Annotated in this window: 23 protein-coding genes, 2 tRNA genes, 1 other RNA gene and 2 pseudogenes; 21 read left to right on the plus strand and 7 right to left on the minus strand. The window is 60.3% G+C overall.

The annotated features are described in order from the left end of the window. Positions 1-34: 34 nt before the first annotated feature. From thyA to ACZ1GU_RS06425, 9 genes and pseudogenes are all read left to right on the plus strand, one after another. Positions 35-1013, plus strand: a pseudogene (thyA, locus tag ACZ1GU_RS06385) (thymidylate synthase). Between the two features lie 86 nt (positions 1014-1099). After that, on the plus strand, positions 1100-2395 hold the full coding sequence (locus ACZ1GU_RS06390) for a thiamine pyrophosphate-dependent enzyme (RefSeq protein WP_472647221.1): 1296 nt from the start codon (positions 1100-1102) through the stop codon (positions 2393-2395). Then, positions 2392-3453, plus strand: a complete 1062-nt coding sequence (locus tag ACZ1GU_RS06395; protein WP_472647222.1) for an alpha-ketoacid dehydrogenase subunit beta — start codon at positions 2392-2394, stop codon at positions 3451-3453. Before ACZ1GU_RS06390 ends, ACZ1GU_RS06395 begins: the two co-directional genes overlap by 4 nt. A 6-nt stretch (positions 3454-3459) precedes the next feature. Continuing rightward, positions 3460-4740 carry a dihydrolipoamide acetyltransferase family protein gene (locus tag ACZ1GU_RS06400; RefSeq protein WP_472647223.1) on the plus strand — a complete coding sequence of 427 codons (1281 nt, stop codon included), beginning with the start codon at positions 3460-3462 and terminating at the stop codon, positions 4738-4740. 75 nt (positions 4741-4815) lie between these two features. Next, positions 4816-4892, plus strand: a tRNA-Asp gene (locus ACZ1GU_RS06405). A 199-nt stretch (positions 4893-5091) separates the two neighbouring features. Continuing rightward, positions 5092-6219: a helix-turn-helix domain-containing protein gene (locus ACZ1GU_RS06410; protein WP_472647224.1), complete on the plus strand. Its 1128-nt coding sequence runs from the start codon at positions 5092-5094 to the stop codon at positions 6217-6219. 80 nt (positions 6220-6299) lie between these two features. Further along, positions 6300-6896: a hypothetical protein gene (locus ACZ1GU_RS06415; protein WP_472647225.1), complete on the plus strand. Its 597-nt coding sequence runs from the start codon at positions 6300-6302 to the stop codon at positions 6894-6896. Then, positions 6826-7389 carry a hypothetical protein gene (locus ACZ1GU_RS06420; RefSeq protein WP_472647226.1) on the plus strand — a complete coding sequence of 188 codons (564 nt, stop codon included), beginning with the start codon at positions 6826-6828 and terminating at the stop codon, positions 7387-7389. Before ACZ1GU_RS06415 ends, ACZ1GU_RS06420 begins: the two co-directional genes overlap by 71 nt. Beyond that, the gene (locus ACZ1GU_RS06425; RefSeq protein ID WP_472647227.1) at positions 7307-7795 is read left to right on the plus strand and encodes a S41 family peptidase; all 489 of its coding nucleotides are present in this window, start codon (positions 7307-7309) and stop codon (positions 7793-7795) included. The genes ACZ1GU_RS06420 and ACZ1GU_RS06425 overlap by 83 nt, the downstream gene beginning before the upstream one ends. Here the strand turns inward: ACZ1GU_RS06425 and ACZ1GU_RS06430 are convergent. The 4 genes from ACZ1GU_RS06430 to ACZ1GU_RS06445 form a co-directional block, all read right to left on the minus strand. Then, on the minus strand, positions 7792-8031 hold the full coding sequence (locus tag ACZ1GU_RS06430; protein WP_472647228.1) for a DUF2842 domain-containing protein: 240 nt from the start codon (positions 8029-8031) through the stop codon (positions 7792-7794). The two genes, ACZ1GU_RS06425 and ACZ1GU_RS06430, sit on opposite strands and share 4 nt — an antisense overlap. A 1-nt stretch (position 8032) precedes the next feature. After that, a complete protein-coding gene (locus ACZ1GU_RS06435) occupies positions 8033-8599 on the minus strand; it encodes a 5-formyltetrahydrofolate cyclo-ligase (protein WP_472647229.1) in 567 nt (188 codons plus the stop codon). A gap of 143 nt (positions 8600-8742) precedes the next feature. Further along, positions 8743-8915: non-coding RNA, 6S RNA (gene ssrS, locus ACZ1GU_RS06440), on the minus strand. A gap of 10 nt (positions 8916-8925) precedes the next feature. After that, entirely contained in the window at positions 8926-9489 is a 564-nt protein-coding gene (locus ACZ1GU_RS06445) for a cell division protein ZapA (protein WP_472647230.1), read from the minus strand. Positions 9490-9950: 461 nt separating this feature from the next. Between ACZ1GU_RS06445 and tkt the strand changes: the two are divergent. The 9 genes and pseudogenes from tkt to ACZ1GU_RS06490 all read left to right on the plus strand — a co-directional run bounded on the left by tkt (position 9951) and on the right by ACZ1GU_RS06490 (position 19592). Then, a pseudogene (tkt, locus tag ACZ1GU_RS06450) lies at positions 9951-11949 on the plus strand (transketolase). 18 nt (positions 11950-11967) lie between these two features. After that, a complete protein-coding gene (gene gap / locus ACZ1GU_RS06455; RefSeq protein ID WP_472647231.1) occupies positions 11968-12975 on the plus strand; it encodes a type I glyceraldehyde-3-phosphate dehydrogenase in 1008 nt (335 codons plus the stop codon). Between the two features lie 32 nt (positions 12976-13007). Further along, the gene (locus ACZ1GU_RS06460) at positions 13008-13415 is read left to right on the plus strand and encodes a hypothetical protein (protein WP_472647232.1); all 408 of its coding nucleotides are present in this window, start codon (positions 13008-13010) and stop codon (positions 13413-13415) included. A gap of 21 nt (positions 13416-13436) precedes the next feature. Next, positions 13437-14639 carry a phosphoglycerate kinase gene (locus ACZ1GU_RS06465; protein WP_472647233.1) on the plus strand — a complete coding sequence of 401 codons (1203 nt, stop codon included), beginning with the start codon at positions 13437-13439 and terminating at the stop codon, positions 14637-14639. Between the two features lies 1 nt (position 14640). Beyond that, a complete protein-coding gene (locus ACZ1GU_RS06470; RefSeq protein WP_472647234.1) occupies positions 14641-14952 on the plus strand; it encodes a DUF4440 domain-containing protein in 312 nt (103 codons plus the stop codon). Positions 14953-15077: 125 nt separating this feature from the next. Then, positions 15078-15527, plus strand: a complete 450-nt coding sequence (locus tag ACZ1GU_RS06475) for a PaaI family thioesterase (RefSeq protein ID WP_472647235.1) — start codon at positions 15078-15080, stop codon at positions 15525-15527. Positions 15528-15621: 94 nt separating this feature from the next. Next, a complete protein-coding gene (locus tag ACZ1GU_RS06480; protein WP_472647236.1) occupies positions 15622-16509 on the plus strand; it encodes a fructose bisphosphate aldolase in 888 nt (295 codons plus the stop codon). Between the two features lie 51 nt (positions 16510-16560). Then, complete coding sequence (gene thiE, locus ACZ1GU_RS06485; protein ID WP_472647237.1) at positions 16561-17193, plus strand: thiamine phosphate synthase; 633 nt, start codon at positions 16561-16563, stop codon at positions 17191-17193. A 353-nt stretch (positions 17194-17546) separates the two neighbouring features. Next, entirely contained in the window at positions 17547-19592 is a 2046-nt protein-coding gene (locus tag ACZ1GU_RS06490; RefSeq protein ID WP_472647238.1) for a hypothetical protein, read from the plus strand. Positions 19593-19635: 43 nt separating this feature from the next. Here the strand turns inward: ACZ1GU_RS06490 and ACZ1GU_RS06495 are convergent, their stop codons facing one another. Further along, the gene (locus ACZ1GU_RS06495; RefSeq protein WP_472647239.1) at positions 19636-20043 is read right to left on the minus strand and encodes an elongation factor P; all 408 of its coding nucleotides are present in this window, start codon (positions 20041-20043) and stop codon (positions 19636-19638) included. A gap of 190 nt (positions 20044-20233) precedes the next feature. On the opposite strand from ACZ1GU_RS06495, the gene efp reads away from it, so the two are divergent. From efp to ACZ1GU_RS06510, 3 genes are all read left to right on the plus strand, one after another. Continuing rightward, the gene (gene efp, locus ACZ1GU_RS06500; RefSeq protein WP_472647240.1) at positions 20234-20797 is read left to right on the plus strand and encodes an elongation factor P; all 564 of its coding nucleotides are present in this window, start codon (positions 20234-20236) and stop codon (positions 20795-20797) included. Between the two features lie 150 nt (positions 20798-20947). Further along, positions 20948-21766: an inositol monophosphatase family protein gene (locus tag ACZ1GU_RS06505; protein WP_472647241.1), complete on the plus strand. Its 819-nt coding sequence runs from the start codon at positions 20948-20950 to the stop codon at positions 21764-21766. Between the two features lie 38 nt (positions 21767-21804). After that, positions 21805-21889: transfer RNA gene (locus ACZ1GU_RS06510), tRNA-Leu, on the plus strand. A gap of 142 nt (positions 21890-22031) precedes the next feature. On the opposite strand, the gene ACZ1GU_RS06515 is transcribed toward ACZ1GU_RS06510, so the two are convergent. Continuing rightward, a complete protein-coding gene (locus ACZ1GU_RS06515) occupies positions 22032-22682 on the minus strand; it encodes a hypothetical protein (RefSeq protein ID WP_472647242.1) in 651 nt (216 codons plus the stop codon). 456 nt (positions 22683-23138) lie between these two features. Continuing rightward, on the minus strand, positions 23139-23357 hold the full coding sequence (locus ACZ1GU_RS06520; RefSeq protein ID WP_472647243.1) for a hypothetical protein: 219 nt from the start codon (positions 23355-23357) through the stop codon (positions 23139-23141). Positions 23358-23507: the final 150 nt, after the last annotated feature.

Genomic DNA, 23507 nt, shown 5'->3' on the forward strand with positions numbered 1-23507 from the left:
GGCAAGCGGGCATTTGCGCCTTATAGTTTGGCCTATGGTAGCGCTTGAAACACCCCAGACGATTCCATCCGAACTGCACGGCCCTGGCCATCCCGAATGGCAATATCTCGACCTTATGCGCCGTATTTGGGAGGGGGAGCGAACGCAGCGACCGCACCGGAATTGGCACACGGTCCATCTGCGGCGCGCAATTGCGCTATGAATTGGCCGATGGCGCGATGCCATTGCTCACGACGAAGCGTGTATATTGGAAGACGGCGACGCGCGAAATGCTGTGGTTCCTCACAGGCGAGACCAATATCCGCCCGCTGGTGCTGCAAGGTGTGAAGATCTGGAACGAGTGGCCGCACGCTCGCTACGTCAAGGAAACGGGCGAAGACATCGCGCTCGCTGCTTTCGTCGAGCGTATCGCTGATGATGAGGAATTCGCGCGGCGCTGGGGTGATCTCGGGCCGGTCTATGGCAAGCAATGGGTAGACTGGCCGACCTATCGCTATCGCAAGGACGGTCTTTACGAAAAGGGCGAGGCGATCAATCAGGTCGCGCAGGTGGTTGAGAGCCTGCGCACATCACCTGGCAGCCGTCGCCACATCATTGAGGGATGGAACGTGGCCGAGCTTGACCAGATGGCCCTGCCACCGTGCCACAAAACGTATCAGTTCCATGTCGAAGGCGAGGGCGCAGAGGCCAAGCTCAATTGCTTGCTCTACCAGCGCAGCTGCGATGTCGCGCTAGGTCTGCCGTTCAACTTGTGGTCGGCGGCCCTGCTCACCCGCATGATGGCGCAGCAAGTCGACATGCAGCCGGGCGAGCTGGTGTGGATGGGAGGCGATGTGCACCTCTATCTGAATCACAAACACTTGATCGCAGAGCAACTGACTCGCGAGCCGTCGGGCAGCCCCACTTTGGAAATCACCAGAAAGCCCGAAACAATTTTCGATTACTCGATCGAGGATTTTGTGGTGCATGATTACGCGCCGCAGGCTCCGATCAAGGCTCCTGTTGCGGTGTGATCCGGGCCGCTTGACCGCCATAATTTGCTGCCATAGGCGACGCTGAAACCACCCAAGTGGCCCCTTTAATTTGGGAGAGCGAAACTATGGCCGAACAGGCCTCTAACCGACCCGCCTTGGCGCTGCACGTGCCAGAGCCGCGTTCGCGGCCCGGCGATCCGGTCAATTTCTCCGATGTCGATATTGGTGAACCCGGCAAGATGCCGCGCCCGGATGAGGGCTGCGATCCGGGTGAGATGAAGGACCTGGCCTATGGTCTTGTCCGCGTGCTGGGCGAAGACAATAAGGCGCACGGTCCTTGGGATCCGAAGCTGTCGCCTGATACCTTGCGCGAAATGCTCGGGTATATGGCGATGGTCCGCGCCTTTGATGAGCGCATGTTCCGCGGCCAGCGGCAGGGCAAGACCTCGTTCTACATGAAGTGCACGGGCGAAGAGGCTACCAGCGTCTCCGCCGCTATGGCGCTTGCCAGCGATGACATGGTGTTCCCGAGCTATCGCCAGCAGGGTATCTTGCTGGTGCGCGGCTATCCGCTGATCGAAATGATCAACCAGATCTATTCGAACAAAGGCGACAAGCTGAAAGGCCGCCAGCTGCCGATCATGTATTCGAGCCGCGAGCACAGCTTTTTCTCGATCTCCGGCAACCTCGCCACGCAGACGCCGCAAGCGGTCGGCTGGGCGATGGCGAGCGCGATCAAAGGCGACAGCCGGATCGCGGCGACATGGGTGGGCGAGGGCTCAACCGCCGAGGGCGATTTCCACAGCGCCTGCACCTTTGCGACGGTGTATAATGCACCGGTTATCCTCAATGTTATCAACAACCAGTGGGCGATTTCGAGCTTCTCCGGTTTTGCCGGGTCGGAGCGGACGACCTTCGCTGCCCGCGCGCTCGGATATGGCCTCGCTGGCCTGCGGGTCGACGGCAATGACGCGCTGGCTTGCTACGCCGCGCAGCAATGGGCCGCGAACCGTGCCCGCGCTAACCAGGGTCCGACGCTGATCGAATACTTCACCTATCGCGCTGAGGGGCACTCAACCTCGGACGATCCATCCGGCTATCGCTCCGCCCAAGAGCGTGAGGAATGGCCGCTCGGCGATCCTGTGATGCGACTTAAGAACCACCTGATCGCACTCGGCGAGTGGGATGAAGAGCGGCAGGAGGCGATGGATCTCAAATGCGCTGAGGAAGTGAAGGCAGTCACCAAAGAGGCCGAGAAGAACGGCATTCTCGGGCACGGTCTGCACCATCCATTCCATACCATGTTCGAAGACGTTTTTGAAGAGCTGCCCTGGCACCTCAAGGAGCAGGCCGAACAGGCAACGCGCGAGCGCCAGATCAAATGGCCTGACGAGCACCCAATGGATGGAGCGGGCAAATGAACGCTCAAACCGAAACCACCAAGCCGCAGACAGGCGAGGCCGAAGAACGCCGGATCAATATGATCGAGGCGATCAACGAAGCGCTCGACATCATGCTGGAGCGTGATCCTGACACGATCGTGATGGGCGAGGATGTCGGCTATTTCGGCGGCGTGTTCCGCTGCACCGCTGGCCTGCAAGAGAAATACGGCAAAACCCGTGTATTCGACACGCCGATTTCGGAATGCGGCATTATTGGTGTCGCAGTGGGCATGGGCGCCTACGGCCTGCGACCGATCCCAGAGATTCAGTTCGCCGATTATATCTATCCCGGCCTTGATCAGCTGATTTCTGAAGCGGCGCGGCTGCGCTATCGCTCTGCGACCGAATACATAGCCCCGATGACGGTGCGGTCACCTTTTGGTGGCGGGATTTTCGGAGGGCAAACGCACTCGCAGTCCCCAGAGAGTATCTTTACCCACGTAGCGGGCCTGAAGACGGTGATCCCGTCCACGCCCTACGATGCAAAAGGCCTGCTGATCTCCTGCATCGAAGACAACGACCCTGTGATCTTCTTTGAGCCGAAGCGGATTTATAACGGGCCGTTCTCAGGCTTTTACGACAAGCCGGTCGAGCCGTGGAAGAAGCACAAGGATAGCGTAGTGCCAGAGGGGTATTACAAAATCCCGCTTGGCAAGGCGCGCCATGTAACAGAGGGCGAGCAGCTGACTGTGCTGGCCTATGGCACGATGGTTCATGTGGCCGAGGCGGTTTGCGCAGATAAAGGCATCGAGGCCGATATTCTCGACCTGCGCACGCTGATGCCGCTCGATATCGACGCGATCGAAGCATCGGTTAAGCGCACAGGGCGCTGCCTGATCGTCCACGAAGCCACCCGCACATCGGGCTTTGGAGCGGAGCTTTCCGCGCTGGTGACGGAGCGCTGTTTCTATCACCTCGAAGCCCCGGTCGAGCGCGTCACCGGCTTTGACACACCCTATCCGCACAGCCTCGAATGGGCCTATTTCCCCGGCCCGGTTCGCATCGGCGAAGCAATCGACAAGATTTTGAAGGACTGACCTCCGATGGCAAAGTTCACATTCAACATGCCCGATGTGGGCGAAGGCGTGGCCGAGGCGGAGATCGTCGAATGGCAGGTGAAGGTCGGCGACACGGTGTCCGAAGACCAGCATCTGGTCGATGTGATGACCGACAAGGCGACGATTGACATCGAAAGCCCGGTCGATGGCAAAGTGATCGAGGTTGCTGGTGAAGTCGGCGACGTAATTTCCGTCGGCGCGATGCTGCTGGTGATCGAAGTCGAAGGCGATGTGCCCGACGAGGTGGAGGAAAAGGCCGCAGAGCCTGCGTCCGCACCGGAACCGGAGCCAGCGCCCGAGCCGACACCGGCTCCAGAACCGGCGCCTGAGCCAGTTGCGGTCACTAAGCCTGAGCCATCCACCGGCGGAGCAGAACGTGAAACGGTTTCTGAGGCCAAGGTCCTTGCGACCCCCGCCGTGCGCCAGCGTGCGCGCGATCTCGGCATTGATCTCGCCGACGTAAAGCCTGCTGCCGATGGCCGCGTGCGCCACGCCGATCTCGACCAGTTTCTGTCCTACAATGCCGGAGGCGGTTTTGCCCCGACCGGCGCGACCCGTGCGGACGAGGAAATCAAGGTCATCGGCTTGCGCAAACGCATCGCGCAGAACATGGCCGCATCCAAGCGCTCGATCCCGCACTTCTCCTATGTCGAGGAATGCGATGTGACCGAGCTTGAGCGGATGCGCGCCGACCTCAACGCCAATCGCGGTGCAAAGCCGAAGCTGACCATGCTGCCGCTGCTGATCAGCGCGATCTGCAAGCTGATCCCGGACTATCCTATGATCAATGCACGCTATGATGACGAGGCGAATGTCGTCACGCGTCACGGCGCGGTGCATCTCGGCATGGCGGCGCAGACCGATAACGGCCTGATGGTGCCGGTGATCAAGAACGCGCAGGCGCAGAACATCTGGCAGCTGGCACGTGAAATTGGCCGTCTGGCAGAGGCCGCGCGCGACGGCTCAGCCAAGTCGGATGAGCTATCCGGCTCGACGCTGACCGTCACCTCGCTCGGCCCATTGGGCGGGGTCGCGACCACTCCGGTTATCAACCGGCCTGAAGTCGCGATTATCGGCCCCAACCGCATTATCGAGCGGCCCATGTTCGTCACGGGTCCGGATGGCGCAGAGCGGATCGAGAAGCGCAAGCTGATGAATATCTCGATTTCCTGCGATCACCGCGTGGTCGATGGCTATGACGCGGCGAGCTTTATTCAGGACGTCAAAAAGCTGATCGAAACGCCGGTCTTGTTGCTGACCGAATAAAGTTTGAGTTTTCGCGAAAAGGGTCGTTGACAGCCTATCGGCTCGGCCCTATTTGCGCGTCTCCCAAGTGGCTGCGCGGGTGTAGCTCAGTTGGTTAGAGTGTCGGCCTGTCACGCCGAAGGTCGCGGGTTCAAGTCCCGTCACTCGCGCCACTTGGGGAATTCCTGAAAGTTCAGAGACACTGCGAAACCCGCACAATAGCGCGGTGAGTTTGCTCGTGCGTCGGCCCTCGACGTCTCAATTCTTAAATTGCAGGCAATTTGCGCCGCTTTGTCGTGAATTGAGACGACCTTGCGCGGCCAGGCGATATTGCGCGCGGCATTCGAACAGCGCACAGGATGCACCGCAGATATGGATCGCCCCGAAGACCTCATCATGAATTGGCGCAGCGTTGCGCTGGCGAGCATCCTGCTCTGCGCGTTGATTGCGCAGGCCTATTTGTGGGCCAAGGGAATAGAGCGGCGCGCGCTTTTCTGGCTTGCGGCATTTGTCGGCGCGGTTGCAGTCCACATGGTCCCGATGGTGATTGGCTTTGCCGGCGCGTACGACATTTGGCCCGGCCTGACCTTCCTGCCAACGGGCATGGAGCTGTTTCTCGGACCGCTGCTCTATCTGCATGCGCGCCAGCTGATGATGGGCGCGGTTCCGTTAAGCCATTACTGGCTGCTTGCGCCCGGTGTCATCAATTGGCTCTATCAATTGTGGGCCTTTACCATGCTCGGTGATTACCGTGCGAAATGGGCCTACAATAACGCCTTCCATGAGCCCTACATCGTCCCGCTCGTCTCGGTTGGAGCGATGCTGCTTGCTGCATGGTGCTTTTGGCAGATCTGGCGGATGCGGCGGGCCTATCTCGACTGGCTCGGCGCCAACCGATCCGATGGCGACGAGTTCGAGCCGACATGGATCACGCATTCGGGGCTGCTAGGCCTTGGCCTCGCAGCGTTATGGACGATTGAGTTCGTCGTCTCCAACGTGACCGATGCGGATTATTTCGACGCATTCTGGTGGGACATGGCCGGGTTGTTCGTAGTCCTGATCCTCTCGCTTGAGGCGCTTGCGCGGATTCTCCAACCGTTCCCAAAGATGCTCGCGCCCGATGCGATCTCAGTTGAAGAACTGATGGAGGCAACCGCTGCCGAACGCGACTGGGTGACCGAAGGCGAGCGTTTGCAAGCGATGGTGATCGAAAATGGCTGGCATCTGGAATCGAGCCTGTCGCTGCAGACGCTCTCGCGCCGTTTTGGCATGAACCAGGCCTATGTTTCGCGCGCGCTCAACCAAGGCCTTGATCTGAGCTTCAGCCAGTTCATCAACGGCTTGAGAATTGAACACGCGAAGGCGATGATCGAGCGTGAAGACGTCAATCTGCTTGATGTCGCGCTGTCATCGGGTTTTGGTTCAAAGGCGAGTTTCAACCGCGCATTTCGACTGCATGCGGGGACCAGTCCGAGCGAATTCAAACGTCTCAAATCATAAATACTGACGCAAAAAAGGCGTATTGCGCCGACAGGTTGCAGCAATAAGCGCAGAGGGCGCTCCAGCAAGGAGATGCCTTTATGAAATTCGTTCAAACCTTTGTTGTCGCCGCAGCCCTTACCGCTTCTGCATGCGATGCCGATGCGAGTGAGCCGCAAATCGCGCCGCCACTCGCCGCTGATGCGGTGATGACGCCTGACCAAGTGCGCGCCGACGTTGCACTGGCAAAAGAAGCGTTTGAGCGAGTCCATCCGGGCTACACGCGCTATGCCACCAAAGCAGAAATGGATGCCAAGTGGCAGGCGATCATTGATCAGGCCGATACCAAAGGTGGCATGAGCCTGCCCGAATTCTACCTCGCGTCTGAACTGGCATTGGTTGCGATCCGCTGCGACCACACCAAGGCCGAATTGCCGCGATCTCTACGCGCAGTGCGCAAAGGCATGCCGCTCTACCTTCCGATGCGCTGGCGCATGATTGAAGGTCGCGCGCTGATTGAAAGCGCGGGCGAGGGTACGGGCCTGAACTTTGGAGACGAGATCGTCAGCATTGATGGCCGCACGATCGCTCAATTGCTCGATGAGCTGGTCAAATATGTGCCGGTGGATGGCTATACCGAATGGTCACGGTACGGGCGGCATTGCGCAATCGCTCGAATTCATGGGTGGCGGGGTTGATCACTTCGGCGCTCTCCTATGGGATGTGCCCGAACTTGCTACGTTAGAGGTGCGCTCGGCCAATGGCGAAACGCGCACGGTAGAGGTGAAGCGGACCGACTTCGATGGCTGGACTGCGCTCGGCAAGAAGTCTCAGGCCAATTTCAAGGACGCCGTGACCTTCAAACGAATTGGCGAAAACGCCGCTTATCTAAGCGTCGACACCTTCGTGAACTACCGCGACCCGGTGAAGCCGAAAGTCATCTATGATCCGATTTTCGAAGCGATGAAGAAGGAAAGGCGCCGCACTCTGATCCTTGATCTGCGCAAGAATGGCGGCGGATCGTCCGATGCCAATTACGGGTTGCTCGCAGAATCTTCTGACAGAGAAATTCCGGCCGCGTTCCGGAATGATCGCCAAGACGCTCAACATGGATGGCATTCGCCCATATCTGTGGACGTGGGACAAGCGTGCGCTCAAGCCCAATCCGCTGGGCTTTTCGAAACAGGATGACGGCACCTATGCGCTGCGCAGCTTCGCCACCGATGAACTGAAAACAGTCAAGCCAACCAAAAATGCGTTTGATGGTGAATTGATCGTGCTGACCAGTCACACGAATTCATCGGGCAGCACCAACTTCATCAGCTGGATGACCGAGCTGGGCCGCGCCACCACTGTGGGCGAAAAGACCGGAGGATCGAAGGAAGGGCCGACCGCCGGTCTGCAATTTACGCTTACCCTGCCGCATAGCGGTGTGCGTATGCGGCTGCCGTTCTTTCATGTGAAAAACAATGTGAAAAGTTTTGAGAAGGGCCTCGGTATAACGCCCGAAATCTCAGCGCCGCTGACGGTCGAGGCGTTTCGCGAAGGCCGCGACCCGGCGATGGAGATGGCGCTGGAGCTGATTGCGCAGACTTAATCCTGAGGGGGTGGAGGCGGGCTCCAGCGGCCTGTCTCCATCCAGATCAGCAGCGGTTTGAGTGGCAACAGCCAGATCACGCCGAGGATCAGGTAGACGATGGTTTGCAGCCAGCCCGGCCATGTGCTGATCGTCGTCGGAGCGAAATGGGCGATCAACAAACCATAAGCGGTGAGGCCGAGCAGCAGGCCAACTATACCAACGGGAATGCGCCAGGTCGGTTCTTCGCGGTTCATCTCACAATCCATAACTGCGCGTCGGGGTGATCACAGCGTCTAGCTGAATATCGTGCGGCTCGGTGGGGAGCGCGTCGCAAAGCTGCACATCCCACGCCAAACCAATCGCCAAGCGGCCCGGATGTTCCGCGAGCCAGCGATCATAGTGCCCGCCGCCTTGACCGAGCCGCTCTCCTTCTGCGGTAAAGCCGATCAGAGGCACGAACAGGACATCGGGCACCACCTCGGCAGCGTCAGCGGCAGGTTGCGGAACGCCATAGGGGCCGTCTTCGAGCGCTTCTCCGCTGAAGGGATCATCGAATTCGGCAAAGCTCATGGGCGCATCGCGCGCGTCAAATCGCGGCAGGGCGATGGCATGCGATTGTTCGAAGAAGAACTTGGCATATCCGAGCGTGGGCGCCTCTTCGGCGGTTGCCGCATAGAGGCCGATGGTCGCGTCTTTGCCGATCCGTTCCAGCAGAGTGCCGGGTGGGCGGTGGAACAGTAACGCCTTGATGGCCTCGGGCTGCGCGAGAACATGCTCACGGCGGGCCTTGCGTAAGTCTTTGCGGAGAGTGGATTTGTCCAAGGTTACTTCCCAGGGAGATAAGTGGTCGGCCCGAAGGGTCGCAAGGGCGACTGCCCGCCCGCAGGCGCCCCGTATTGAGCGAAAGCGAAAGGAGGGAACTGCGCCGAGGACGCAGCGCGAATGCGCTGCAAAAACACAAAGATGACGGGACCACCATGGGCCGGACCAGGAGAAATCCTCTGACGCGAAAACGTCAGGTGGGCGCCGTATGCCCAAGTCCCACGGTACCGAACCGGTGGACTCGGGCAGGGACAGCTCCCGTTGGATTGCTTATAGCCTCAGGGATATTCAATCGGCTCGTACCGGGCAGCCCCGCCGCGATCTATTTAGGACGCTGCTGCCCCAGTCTCAAGAGCCTCTGCGCAGGCTTCGGCCTGAGCGGCGAGCGCTTCGAGTCGTGAGACCAGCACATTTTCGCCAAACATATCGGTTTGCTGCGCGTTGGCGGCCTCGTCTTGCGCTTCGGCCCGAGCCTTTTGCGCGGCGTCTTCAGCGGCAGCGGCAACCGCCGCATTGACAGCGGTTTGGGTTTCGTCCTTTGCGGCTTTGAGCTGGTCGGCGAGCGAATCCCGCTCCGCCTCAAGGCTCGACTGAACTTTGCGGAGCTGTTCGAGTTCCGCGGCGAGCTCTTCCGCTCTGCCATTTGCCTTTTCAGGTTGTGGCGCCGGTGCAGGAGCCGCAGCCTTTCCATTCTTCGCCTCGTGCAATTCATCGGCCAGGATCAGCGATGCAAACAGAAAGTTCTGCACTTCTTGCGGTGCAAGATTATCGCCCATCTGCGTGAACTTATCATCAATCATAGAGCCGAGCTTGGCGATGTGCTGCTCTTCGCCGTCGGCGCATGCGACGGGATAGGACCGACCGCCGATCTGAAGCGTTACCGTGCTCATTCCTCAAGCTCCGCGATCACACCATCAAGCTGCGTGAGCGTGTCCGCCACTTCTTCGCGCAGTTTCTCATGCGCATTGACCAAGGCCATCAGGCGCGGTGAATTTGCGCCATCATCTCCTGGCGGTTGAGGGGCTGCGGTACGGGGTCGCGGCGCGCGCTGCGTCAATGCGGGCCAACGCGGTCTCTATCCGCGCCATTGCCTCGTCTATCTTGGCTTCGCTCATAATCCGCCATTTACCAACAAAGATTCGCCCCTGCAAAGCCTTGGGTGCTCCTGTTGATAAGTGCTCGCAGCGAAGTGTGCGGCAAAAGCGGTCAAATGATTGGCGGGGGTAGGGCGGTGCGCGCGCTTGACCTGACTATGCGCCTACGCGAAGGCTTCCGGCGCGCGGCGAGATCGATGCGAAAGACACGGGCGTGCGCGCGCTCAACATCGCTGGCAGCAGGAGCCCACCCGAGCATGACGACCGACACCGCCCGCTTGCAGAATATGGCGAACGCCATTCGCGCGCTTTCAATGGATGCAGTTCAGGCGGCAAATTCGGGGCATCCCGGCATGCCGATGGGCATGGCCGATGTGGCGAGCGTGCTCTATTCCGGCCATGTGAAGTTCGATCCGGCGCGTCCCGATTGGGCGGATCGGGATCGTTTTGTCCTGTCGGCGGGCCACGGCTCGATGCTGATCTATTCGCTGCTGCATCTCACCGGATATGCGGCGCCGACAATGGATGACATCCGCAACTTCCGGCAACTCGGTAGCCCGTGCGCCGGCCACCCGGAAAACTTCCTGCTCGAAGGTGTCGAATGCACCACCGGCCCGCTGGGTCAGGGACTGGCGATGGCAGTTGGCATGGCGATGGCAGAGCGGCATTTGAACAGCGTGTTTGGCGACGATCTGGTCGATCACCGCACCTGGGTGGTCGCGGGCGATGGCTGCCTGATGGAAGGCATCAACCACGAAGCGATAGGCCTTGCTGGCCACCTCCAGCTCGGCAAGATGATCGTGCTGTGGGATGACAACAACATTACCATCGACGGCACGGCAGACCTGTCGACCAGCGAGAACGTGAAGGCGCGTTACGAGGCGACCGGATGGCACGTCGTCAGCTGCGATGGCCACGACTTTGCCGATATCGACCGTGCGATCGGCGAGGCGAAAGCCGATCCGCGGCCGTCATTGGTCGCGTGCAAGACCGTGATCGGCAAGGGCGCCCCGAACAAGCAGGGCACATCCGCAACGCATGGCGCGCCCTTGGGGCCGGACGAGATTGCCGCCGCTCGCGAGGAGCTAGGCTGGGTGCACGAGCCATTCGTGGTTCCTGACGACATCCTCGCCGATTGGCGCGCGACCGCCGATAGCGACCGCGCTGCGCATGGGGCGTGGCAATCGCGCCTCGATGCCTCAGGCCAGAAAGCAGCATTTGAAAACCATATGATGGGCGTGTCCGATCTGGCGGCACCCGCGCTTGAAGAGCACATTCACGCGCTCGCTGCAGAGCCGCAAAAGGTTGCGACCCGCAAGGCGTCGGAAATGGCGCTCACCCCGCTTACCGCAAAGTTGCCGCAACTGATCGGTGGTTCGTACCGACCTTACCGGATCGAACAACACCAAGACCGCCAGCACCCTGCCGATGACGGCGGATGATTACAGCGGGCGCTATGTCTATTACGGCATTCGCGAATTCGGCATGGCCGCGGCGATGAATGGAATGGCCTTGCACGGCGGCGTGGTGCCCTATGGCGGCACATTCCTGATCTTCTCCGACTATGCCCGCAATGCGATCCGCCTGTCGGCGCTGCAAAAGACCGGCGTCGTCTATGTGATGACGCATGACAGCATCGGCCTTGGCGAAGATGGCCCGACGCACCAACCAGTTGAACAGGTGATGAGCCTGCGTCTTGTGCCGAACCTCAACGTCTATCGCCCGTGCGACACGATCGAGACGGCGGAGTGCTGGGCGCTTGCGCTCTCGACGCCGGAAACGCCTTCAATCCTTGCGCTTTCGCGACAAGGCCTGCCGCAATTGCGCGGCGAGGGTGATGCGGATTGGTCTGCGGAGAGCAATCGCAGCGCCAAAGGCGGCTATCGCCTGCGCGCCGCAAAGGCCGAGCGCAAGGTCGTACTGATCGCGAGCGGAAGCGAAGTCTCGCTGGCAGTGCAATGCGCAGAACAATTGGAAGCAGCTGGGATCGGCGCGGATGTCGTCTCGATGGTCTCGACCGACCTGTTCGACCAGCAAGACGCAGATTACCGTGCAGACGTATGCCCTGCCGATTGCCTCAAAGTATCGATAGAAGCAGGCAGCACACTCGGTTGGGAGCGCTACACTGGCAATGACGGGCTGAATATCGGGATCGACACATTCGGCGCATCTGCCCCGGCGGGCGATCTGTTCGCCCATTATGGTTTCACTGCGGACGCTATCGTGCCGCAAATCAAAGACAAATTGAACGGATAAGCAGGAGTTTCCCCTCTCATGGCGATCAAAGTAGCAATCAACGGATTTGGCCGGATTGGCCGTCTTGTCGCACGCGCAATTCTGGAGCGCGGCGATCACGATCTGGACCTCGTTTCGATCAACGATCTGGCGGATACCAAGTCCAACGCGCTGCTGTTTCAATATGACAGCACGCATGGGCGCTTCCCCGGCACGGTCGAGGTCGCCGATGGCGCGATCGTTGTGAATGGCAAGTCGATTGCCGTCACGTCCGAGCGCAATCCCGGCGATCTGCCGCACGGCCAACAGGGCGTAGACATCGTGCTGGAATGCACCGGCTTCTTCCAAAGCCACGACGCTGCGAAGCCGCACCTTGATGCAGGCGCCAAGCGGGTGCTGATTTCGGCCCCGGCAAAGGAAGTGTCAGCCACCATCGTGTACGGCGTGAACCACGACACCCTCACGGCGGATGACGTGATCGTCTCTAACGCCAGCTGCACCACCAACTGCCTCTCGCCCGTGGCGAAAGTGCTGAATGACCTTGTGGGTATCGAGCGCGGTTTCATGACCACGATCCACTCCTACACCAATGATCAGCGCATGCTGGACCAGATGCACAGCGACATGCGCCGTGCGCGCGGCGGCGCGCAGAATATGATCCCGACCACCACCGGCGCAGCGCGCGCTGTTGGGCTGGTGCTGCCGGAACTGGCGGGCAAGCTGGACGGCTCTTCCGTTCGCGTCCCAACCCCTAATGTATCGCTGGTTGATCTGGTGTTCACACCGGGCCGCGACACTACGGCTGAGGAATTGAACGCTGCGCTGAAAGCCGCCGCCGACGGTCCGATGAAGGGCGTTCTCGACTACACCAGCGATCCGCTGGTCAGCAGCGACTTCAACCACCACCCCGCGAGCTCAACGGTCGACAGCCTTGAAACCAGCGTGATGGAAGGCAAGCTAGCCCGCGTCGTTTCATGGTATGACAACGAATGGGGATTCTCCAACCGGATGATCGACACCGCCGGCGTAATGGCGAAATTCCTTTGACGATCAGGTGTTGAGATTTGAGCGTGTTGGAATTGCATCCTGAATACCTGGCTGACTTGGCGCGGCAATTTGGCTTTCTGGGTGCGTTTCTAGGCGGGGTTTCGGCCACGTTCTTTGTGACATTGCTGACACTTGCCAAGCCTTCGCTCGTGGTGCGTTGGAGTATCGGATTGTCGGCTGTTGCAGCCGCGGCATTCATTATGACCGCCTATATGAGCGTCGGGGTCATCGCGAAAAACCATCCAAAGGCGCCGCAGATCGTCATCGAAAGCGCCAATGCACCCGTGCAATTGGGAATGGCCTTTAGCTTTGCGATTGGGACGTTTTCGTTGCTTGCCGCGATCGGGACGAGTGGATGGTCGCGTTCGAAGCCACTCGGCTATGTTACAACAACGGTAGCCATACTCGCTGCAATCCCCCTTTTACTCGACTTGGCCTAGATTGGCCGGAGAAGTTGTCCAATGCCAGATTTCAAAACTCTTGACGATCTTCCCGAAGACCTCACCGGCAAAGTCGCGCTCGTTCGCGTTGACTTGAACTTGCCGATGAATGGCGGCTCGGCGAGCGATGTGACGCGGGTCGAAGCGGTCAAACCGACCATACTCGAGCTGGCGGACAAGGGCGCGAAAGTGCTTTTGCTCGCGCATTTCGGGCGTCCGGGCGGCAAGCGTTCCTCGGTCCTGTCGACCAGCATGGTGCAGGGCGACGTCGAGGAAGTGCTCGACCGTGAGATCATGTTCATTCCTGAACTGATGGGGCCGGTGGTCGAACAGTCGATCGGCATCTTGCGCCCCGGTGATATTGGCCTGCTAGACAATGTCCGCTTCTGGCCGGGTGAAGAGGGTAATGATCCAAACTTCGCGCAAGGCATTGCTGCACATGGCGACTTCTACGTGAACGACGCTTTCTCGGCTGCGCACCGCGCGCATGCAACGACAGAGGGGCTCGCTCATCACCTGCCATCCTATGCAGGCCGCGCGATGGAACGCGAGCTGTCCGCACTCGACAGCGCGCTCGGGAATCCTGAAACGCCTCTGGCGGCAGTGGTTGGCGGCGCCAAAGTGTCGACCAAGCTTGCCGTGCTGGAACACCTCGTTGGCAGAGTGCAGCATCTCATCATTGGCGGCGGGATGGCCAATACCTTCCTGGCTGCGCGCGGTGTGAATGTCGGCAAAAGCCTTTGCGAACATGATCTTACAGAGACAGCCTCGAAAATCATGGACGAGGCGGAGCATGCCGGTTGCACGGTGCATCTGCCCTATGACGTCGTGGTGGCCAAGGAATTCGCCGCCAACCCGCCAAGTATGCGCATCTGCAATGTCCATGAGGTTGCCGAGGACGAAATGATCCTCGATATCGGCCCGAACGCGACCGAGGCGCTGGCCGATGTGCTCAAGACGTGCCGCACGCTTGTGTGGAACGGGCCGCTCGGCGCATTTGAGACCGAGCCGTTCGACACCGCCACAATGGCGCTGGCACGCCATGTCGCGGCGCTGACCCAGGAAGGCTCGCTGATTTCGGTCGCCGGCGGCGGCGATACGGTCGCCGCGCTCGCGCAAGCAGGCGTGACGGGTGACGTGACCTACATCTCGACCGCTGGCGGCGCGTTCCTCGAATGGATGGAAGGCAAAGAGCTGCCCGGCGTTGCGGCACTGAGCGCCTGATATGGCAGACATTGCTGCGACAATCGAAACGCTCGAGCACCGCTTTATGCGCGCCTGGATGCGGCGCGATAACAATGATCTGCGCGGGCTGCTGCGCCGCGATTTCATGATGATCGTTGGGGCTGAGCGCTCCCAATTGCTCGATCGGCCAAGCTTTCTCGAAGCAGCTGAAGGACGGCTATCCTGTTCGGCCTATCGTTTCCGCGAAGTGATCGTGCGCAAGCATGGCCCTTGTGCATGGTTCGCGGTACGGGGTCGATCTCGAAATGCGGATCGGCGGACGCGATTGGGAAGGGCAGTTCTGGCTCACTGATCTGTGGCGTCGCGGAAAGGTCGCCCGCGGCTGGAAACTCGCAGAACGCAGCCTGTCACGCACCGATGGTGATGAGGCTCTCCCCGGAGCGCTCAAGAAACTGCAATTGTGGAATTGACCGTCAAATGAGTGAAACCGAATACGGCTATGGCGGCGCGATCGAGTGCACCGAAGGCGAGTTTGCCGGGTGGTACCACTGGAATCACGACGCGTTCGAGACCCAATCCGGCCCGTTCTACATGCTGCGTCAGGACGATGGCAGCTATTTGAGCGCCTTTCGCGCCGAGGCGCGCCACATGAACGGAGCGGGCTTCATGCATGGCGGATGCTTGCTGACCTTTGCCGACTTCGCGCTTTTCGGCATCGCGACAGACGAGCTGAATGGCGACAACGCGGTGACGATGAACCTGTCCGGGGACTTCCTTGGCGCAGTTGAAGAGGGCGCACTTGTCGAAGCGCGCGGCGAAGTTACGCGTGGCGGCGGCAAGACAATCTTCGTGCGCGGCCTTGTAACTGCAGACGGAAAGCCTGCGCTCAGCTTTACCGGGATCATCCGGCGGTTGGGGAAGCGCTGAGCAGCCATGGTTGCTAGAGCGCTATCCGCTGGCTAAGGCGAAATCAGTGACACGCGCATACCTATGCGCTGGGTAAAAACGCAAGGGATCTCCGATGACTTTCGACGAAATGGCCGCCAAGATTAGCACTGGCGACGGCTTTATTGCAGCACTCGATCAGTCGGGAGGTTCAACGCCGAAGGCCTTGAAAGGCTATGGAATTTCCGAAGATGCGTGGTCTGGCGAGCATGAGATGTTCGCCAAGATTCACGAAATGCGCACCCGCGTGATTACCGCGCCCAGCTTTGCCAGCGGCAAGGTCATCGGCGCGATCCTGTTTGAACGGACGATGGACAGCCAGGTCGAAGGTGTCTCAACCGCTGATGCGCTCAAATCGCGCGGCATTGTCCCCTTTATCAAAGTCGATCAAGGTCTCGCCGATGAAGAGGACGGCGTGCAGATGATGAAGCCGCTCGACAAGCTTCCCGCGCTGCTCGAAAAGTCGGTTGCGAACGGCATGTTCGGCACCAAAATGCGCTCGGTGATCAAGTCGGCTAGCCCGACCGGAATCGCCGCGATTGTCGCGCAGCAATTCGAGGTCGGCAACCAGATCGCGGATGCGGGCCTCGTGCCGATACTTGAGCCGGAATATGATATCACCGCCGCTGACCGGGGAGAGGGCGAAGAGATATTGCTGGCCGAGATTATGAAGGGTCTCGACGCGCTGCCAACTGGCCGCAAGGTCATGCTCAAGCTGTCTATTCCCGTGAAGCCGGGACTTTATGCGCCTGCCATCGCGCACCCCAACGTACTGCGCGTTGTAGCGCTGTCTGGCGGGTTTTCGACCGACGATGCGTGCGAGCGTCTGGCGCAAAACCCGGGTATGATTGCGAGCTTTAGCCGCGGGCTGCTGCAGGATCTGCGCGCTGCACAAAGCGATGCCGAGTTTGACGAGACGCTCGGCAAAGCGATTGACAAGATCTGCACCGCCAGCGTCGGCTGAGCCGGCCAATCAGGGATTGGCTCGCTGCACCAAGCTGACTATGGCGCGAGCATGACCGAACAGCACACAACCGACCTTTACCTGATCTCTCCGCTTGATGTGGGCGGTGAATTCCCGCAGCGGCTCGAGCGCGCGCTTGCGGCGGGCAAGGGGCTGGTCAGCGCATTTCAGTTTCGCGTCAAAGGCCTTGAGCAGCATGAGGCGGCGCGGCTCGCTGCGCCCTTGCAGGAGATCTGCGCCGCGCACGAGGTCGCCTTTATCGTCAATGACAGTGTGCCATTGGCAAAGCGCCTCAAGGCTGACGGTGTGCATCTGGGGCAGGGCGACGGCGATGTGAGGGAAGCGCGCGAAGAGCTTGGTCGGGAGGCGCAGATCGGCGTCACCTGCCACGCGTCGAAACATCTCGCTATGGAAGCGGGCGAGGCGGGCGCGGATTATGTCGCCTTCGGTGCTTTCTTCGATAGCACCACGAAGGATAAGGGCGATGCCGAGCGCCCTACGCCAGAGCTCATAGAATTCTGGTCCAAACTGTTCGAAATCCCCTGCGTCGCGATTGGCGGGATCACGCCCGGCAACTGCGCGCCGCTAGCCGAGGCGGGCGCGGACTTCCTCGCGGTCTCAGGCGCGGTGTGGAACGGCGATGAAGTCGCGGCGATTGAGGCGTTTATGAAGGCGATGCGCTAAGGATTGTTTGAAGTCGCGACTCGGGCAGTGCGCACATCTGGAACTAGTCCTGCAAATTTTCGCAGATCAGACAATTCCGCTCAAAAAACGCACTTTTTCGCAAATTGACACGCTTTTGGGGGCGTTTTAACACGGTCTGACACGGTTCTTAACACGCTCTCTAACACGCTAGGCCTTTAGCTAGGGTCCCCGCAGGAATGGTGTCCCTGCCAGTGAGTGGGCGTGTTTTGCCTTAATCGACCCTTTGGGCCGGATGCGCTCACTCACTGATCGGGCACTCTTCATCTGGGGGCTTTTCCCGGCGTTAGCACCATCCCTGCATTGTGAAACACCAATGAGGGGACACCTTCGACATGAAAAAGCTTACTCTACTTTCGACTGCAGCAGCCACGGCCACTATTGCCGCGCTCGCATTGCAGCCCACACCCGTCGCCGCAGAGGACTGCATCGTATCAGTAAATGACAATGACACGCCCAATGGCCGAGCAGGTGCCAATAGTGGCGGAGTTGATGACAGTCTGGCCTGTGGTCGAAACGCAGCAGCGACCGGAGATGGAAGTACTGCTGTGGGCGCCGGGGCGCAGGCCACACGAGACTTTTCGACCGCAGTTGGGGTAGAGACTACCGCATCAGCCCCGGCAGCTTCTGCTTTCGGTAACGATGCTTCTGCAACTGGCTTTGCATCAACAGCACTTGGCAACCAATCTGTCGCGATCGGCTCCAGCACAACTGCAGTAGGATCCTCCGCAGTAGCGAGCGGTTTCTTTTCTACCGCTGCTGGTGCGGCGAGTGAGGCAATTGGGGACAATTCTGTTGCTTTGGGCGTAGAAAGCGTGGCGCAGAACAATGCTGATGTCGCGTTAGGTGGCTTCGCGACCACATTGGGAACTGGCTCAATCGGCGGCAATATTGCGATTGGTGGCGTCCCTTCGAATATTGGTGCGTCTGGTCCGGGAGGGAGTTCCGCATCGACGGCGAGAACACCCACGACAGCCAATGGAGGCGGATCGATTGCTATTGGCGCATCCACGCAGGCGACGGCACAGAATGCAGCCGCGCTTGGATCGAATGCAAGAGCAAATTCAGACTCAGCTTTGGCCATTGGGAACTTCAGCACCGCAGAAGGGCAGTCCTCGACCGCTATCGGAGACGCAGCCTTCGCAGGTGGCGAAGAGTCCATTGCTTTTGGTCGAGAGGCCAATGCAGTTGCCAACGGCGCCATTGCCATTGGGGGCACTGTTCCCGATCCAACTAATGGTAATACTGGCAACGATGACCGTATCGGCGTGCAGGCGACAGGCATTGACTCAATCGCGATCGGCACCGCTGCAGCGGCTGATAGCTTTCAAGCCACCGCTATAGGAGCCGGAGCAATTGCTTCGGCTCAGCAAACACTTGCTCTGGGAAGCCAAAGCAGGGCCACTGGATTTGGCGCGATTGCGATCGGCAATGAGGGCGACGAAAGTGGCCTCGGTCCGCAAGCTGGCGGTTTTAATGCGATCGCGATTGGCACAGATACGGATGCGCGGGCGAGCAACAGCATTGCGTTCGGCGCGGATGCGGAGGCGCTGCGAGAGGAAGCGACCGCTATCGGCACGGATACGCGCGCTGGCGGGCTGCGCAGCGCAGCCTTTGGCCGCGGATCGCGCGCGCTCGCGACCAGTGCGACGGCAGTCGGTGACACAGCGTTTGCCACTGCGGGCCGCGCCACAGCGATTGGTCAGCGTGCCTTGGCGAGCGGCGGCCGAGGAACGGCAGTCGGCTTTGATACCGAGGCTGGAGCAAACGCGACGGCAGTTGGGGACACGGCGGTTGCGACTGGCGCCGGTTCGACTGCAGTTGGATTCCGCGCTGCAGCGGCGAATGCGAATGCCACCGCAATTGGTGCAAACGCGGCGACAAATGCCGACAATCAGGTGACGCTCGGCGGAACCGGAAGCTCGGTTAGGGTTGGCGACATCGACGCCAGCACCGCCGCGCAAGTCGGTCCGGTTGACGTGGTAACAGTCGACGGCAATGGCACACTCGGTCGTCAAACGGTTGCTACCGCTGCCTCGGTCGACAATGTGCGCGTGGCTTTGAATTCCGTCGCAATGGTGTCGGACGCTCAATTTGATGCTCTGAGCGGACGGGTGGATGCGCTCAACTTCCGCCTCGAAGACCTCGATGAAGGCCTCTCCGGCGGCATCGCCGCAGCCATGGCGATGGGGAACGCACCGATCATCCCCGGTAAGAACTTCTCGGTATGGGTGAATGCTGCGACCTATAACGGTGAACAAGGCTTTGCCGGGTCAATAACCGGGGCTGTTTCAGAGGGTGTCTATCTGTCCGCCAGCGTGGGCGGCAACACAGGTGACGGCGATGTCAGCGGACGCGTGGGCGTTGGCTTCGGGTTCTGATTGAGCAAGTGCGGGGGCCGCGGCCTCCGCACATTTGCTGACCTCAATCCTCGCTGAACCTCTGCGCGCCTAGCCGGGTACACAAGACTTTCGTGCGTTTGCCATTCGCATCCAGCTTGACCATCTGGTTCGTGCCGATGCGGCGATAGCGCTCCCCTTTGCGCGGTCCGCGCGTGAAGGTCAGAATACTGCCCTTCAGCAGATACACGCCGCTGCCGTTTGGCCCGACATAGCTCGAGGCTGCGCCCAGCCGGAATTCACCATCGGGGATTTCAGTGTAGGCTGAACCGCCAGCATCCCCTGGCAACACGCATTGGTAATTGCCTTGCGGCATGGTGGAGAGCATTCCTCCACCGCTGCTAGTGCCCGCGTTCTGTCCGCGCACTTGCGGACCGGTCGCAGCCAGTGCAGCGGCAAATGCCGTCAAGCCAAGGATGTAGCGCGTTTTCATAGCGCCTCCGGCTTTACCAGCGCGCGCGCCTGACCGCCAGCGGCTTAACCTTAATTTATGCATGGCTGCGGCGCATATATTTGCGCTGCTTTACCTTGCATGAAGGCTCCGCTATGCGCGCAGCCACATGCCGGATGTGCACCGCGCACTCCGAGCCAAATCATTTCCCAATCGAAGGCACGAACTTCCCATGAAAATCAGCGGCGTCGATATCCGTCCGGGTAACATCATCGAATATGAAAACGGCATCTGGAAGGTTGCCAAGATTCAGCACACGCAGCCGGGCAAGGGCGGGGCGTATATGCAGGTCGAGATGAAGAACCTGCAGGACGGGCGCAAAACCAATGTGCGTTTCCGCAGCGCCGACAGCGTCGAAAAGGTGCGGTTGGACACCTCCGACTATCAGTTCCTCTACGAAGATGGCGACATGCTCGTTTTCATGGATCAGGTGAATTATGAGCAGATCATGCTGCCGTCCGATTTGTTGGGCGATGCGCGTCCGTTCTTGCAGGACGGGATGCAGGTTCAGCTGGAGCTGTGGGAAGAGAAGCCGATTTCGGTCCAGCTGCCGCAGCAGATCGAGGCAGAAATTGTCGAGGCCGACGCGGTGGTGAAGGGGCAGACGGCCTCTTCCAGCTATAAACCGGCTGTGCTCGACAATGGCGTGCGGATCATGGTCCCGCCGCATATCGAGAGCGGCACGCGGATCATCGTCGATGTGTACGAGCAATCCTATGTCGGTAAAGCGGGCTAGGAGGGTGCATTGGCTCCACCCCGGGCTGCAAATCCCACGTTGCTGCGCTTCCGGTGCTCACCTATTTAAACATAGGCTCCGCTCCGGTTCTCGCACCGCAAGATTTTCGCTCCAGGCTGATGCCAATCCCCTCCTCCTAGGAGTGATTTTATGAGTATGTTTTCAGGCCTGGTGCGCGTGATGGAGCGCGCCGCGCGCAAAGCCGGTGGACGTTTGCGGCGCGACTTTGGTGAGGTCGAGCATTTGCAGGTGAGCCGCAAGGGCCCTGCCGATTTCGTCTCGAAAGCCGATATGCGCGCCGAGCGTATCCTTTATGATGAGCTGCTCAAAGCGCGGCCCGGTTGGGGCTTTGTGCTGGAAGAGGCGGGGATCATCGAAGGCGATGAAGGCATGCCGCGCTGGATCATCGATCCGCTCGACGGGACGAGCAATTTCCTCCACGGCATCCCGCATTTCGCGGTTTCTATTGCGGTGCAGGAGCCGCGTTTGGATGGCAAAGGCTGGGGCGACGTCACCGCGGCGGTGATCTATCAGCCGATTGAGGATGCGACCTATTGGGCCGAGAAAACGCGCGGCGCATGGCGGCAGGATGCGCGGCTGCGCGTGTCGGCGCGGCGGAGCCTGTCGGACGCGCTGATCGCGACCGGCATTCCGTTTCAGGGGCATGGCGACTTTGCCGAATGGAGCCGTATTTACGGCGCGATCGGTCCGGAAGTGGCGGGTATTCGCCGGTTCGGCGCTGCCTCGCTCGACATGGCGTATGTGGCGCAAGGTCGCTTTGATGGCTTCTGGGAAAGCGGCCTTAACGATTGGGACACGGCGGCGGGCTGCCTGTTGATCCGCGAAGCGGGCGGCTTTGTCAGCGATTTTCGCGGGCGCTCGGAGCCGATCCATTCACGCCAAGTGCTCGCCGCGAACAATGGTCTGCATTCAAAGCTGCACAAGCTGCTCGCAAATAGCTTGAAGTAGGCTGGGACCGGCGCTAACACGCGCCGCCTACGCAGGGTGCCCCTGTGGTGGAATTGGTAGACGCGCTCGACTCAAAATCGAGTTCCTAACGGAGTGCCCGTTCGAGTCGGGCCAGGGGCACCAAATTTTCTTAGAAAATTTGGGTTGTTTGAGTTTCGCACGCCATCCGGCGTGCGATGTCCTCGCTCACGCGACCTAAAGGTCGCATCGCTGCGGGCGGCCACAAGGGCCTTGCGGCGCTTCGCGCCGGACCATTCCCAGCCAGTCAGCCTGCTCCTCTTCTTTCCGCCTCCCACTCTGCGCGCCAGCGCTGTTTGAAGCCGAGCAGCCACTCCTCCACCGCCCGCTTGCGCTCAGGCGAGCGCGACGCCGCAAGCGCCTCCGCCTCCAGCTCCTCACGCAGCTCGGCCCGCATCTCCTCGCGCAGAGCCTCCACATCCACCCCCGCCTGCGCCCCGTAACGATGCGGCAACCGCCCGCGCAGGAAGAACATCACCAGCGCCTCGTTATGGCGCACCTCATAGCCCAGCACCTTGCCCGCAGAGACGACCATCCGCTCCTCCCCCGCAATCGCCCGGGTGAGCGCGGTCGCCTCCAACCGCGACACCCCGCGATCAATCGCCGCATCCCACGCCGCGCGAAAGCTCTCCGCCCCGGGCCGCGCGCGCAGCTTGTAGATCGCCTCGACAGACTTGCCGATATGCCGCGCCGCCGCCGTGACGATGCCGGTGGCCGCAAGATGAGCGATGAAGGCGCGCTGCAGATCAGGGGTGATCGAATTGCGACGGGGCTGCTTGTGTAGGACGGGGGTGAAATCGAGCAAAGGGTCGGACGCGTCGGGCGGCGAACCTTCGATGGCGACGGCGGAAGTGGCTTGGCGGGGGATCGCGCGTTTATTGGTTAGGTTGGAGGACATAGCGGAAACCTATTGGCTGAGCGGCGGTGTGTTTTTGTTTTTCGCACGCCATCCGGCGTGCGGTGTCCTCGCGGCTTGCGGACAAGTCCGCGCCGCTGCGGGCGGGGGCAAGCCCCTTGCGGACCCTGACGGGTCCGAACCATTCCAAGCCATCTGACAAGCACCGAGCGCCTTGGCACTACGTCACTGGCTTGGTCGCGAAGTGCCCTCAGCTGTCCGTCATTGCGAGGAGCCGCAGGCGACGCGGCAATCCAGAGAGCTTCGGGACTGGATTGCGTCGCTACGCTCGCAATGACGAGTAGGAAAATGGTTTCTGGCTTGGTCGCAGAGCACGGTCGCGCCAGCGACCGCAAGCGCGCAGCGCGCCCGGAGGGGTGGCGCCGAAGGCGGAGACGGCGCGTAGCGCCAGCCCAAAACAAAAAACTCGGTCCATCGAAGCGCTTCGCTCTCTACCTCTCACCTCACCCTTCCCAAAACCATCAGCTCATTGCGCACGTGGCGGGCGAGTTGGGCGCTGGTGGTGCCGGGATTGGTGGGGATCAGGCCGAGGGCGACGCGGGCGTGCCAGTCCTGCTCGATGCGAAGGGCGTCGCGATCGCCCGGAGGCGCGCTGGTGCCAAAGACCTTGCGCTCGGCAGCGGGCCTCGGGGTGGGGAGGTGCTTGGTGGATTTCATCTAAGGTCCTTTGAACCGTGGCGGAAAGGACCAAGGGATTAAGCAGAAAGTCGGAGAGTAGGAAAATCTTCCTCCAATTTATTGCCGTTTGTGGAGAAACCAAGGCCCAGGCTAATCGCGAGTCCTCAAAGCTGTTAGGGCAATTTTCGC

The organism is Erythrobacter sp. HA7-11, from assembly GCF_055693605.1.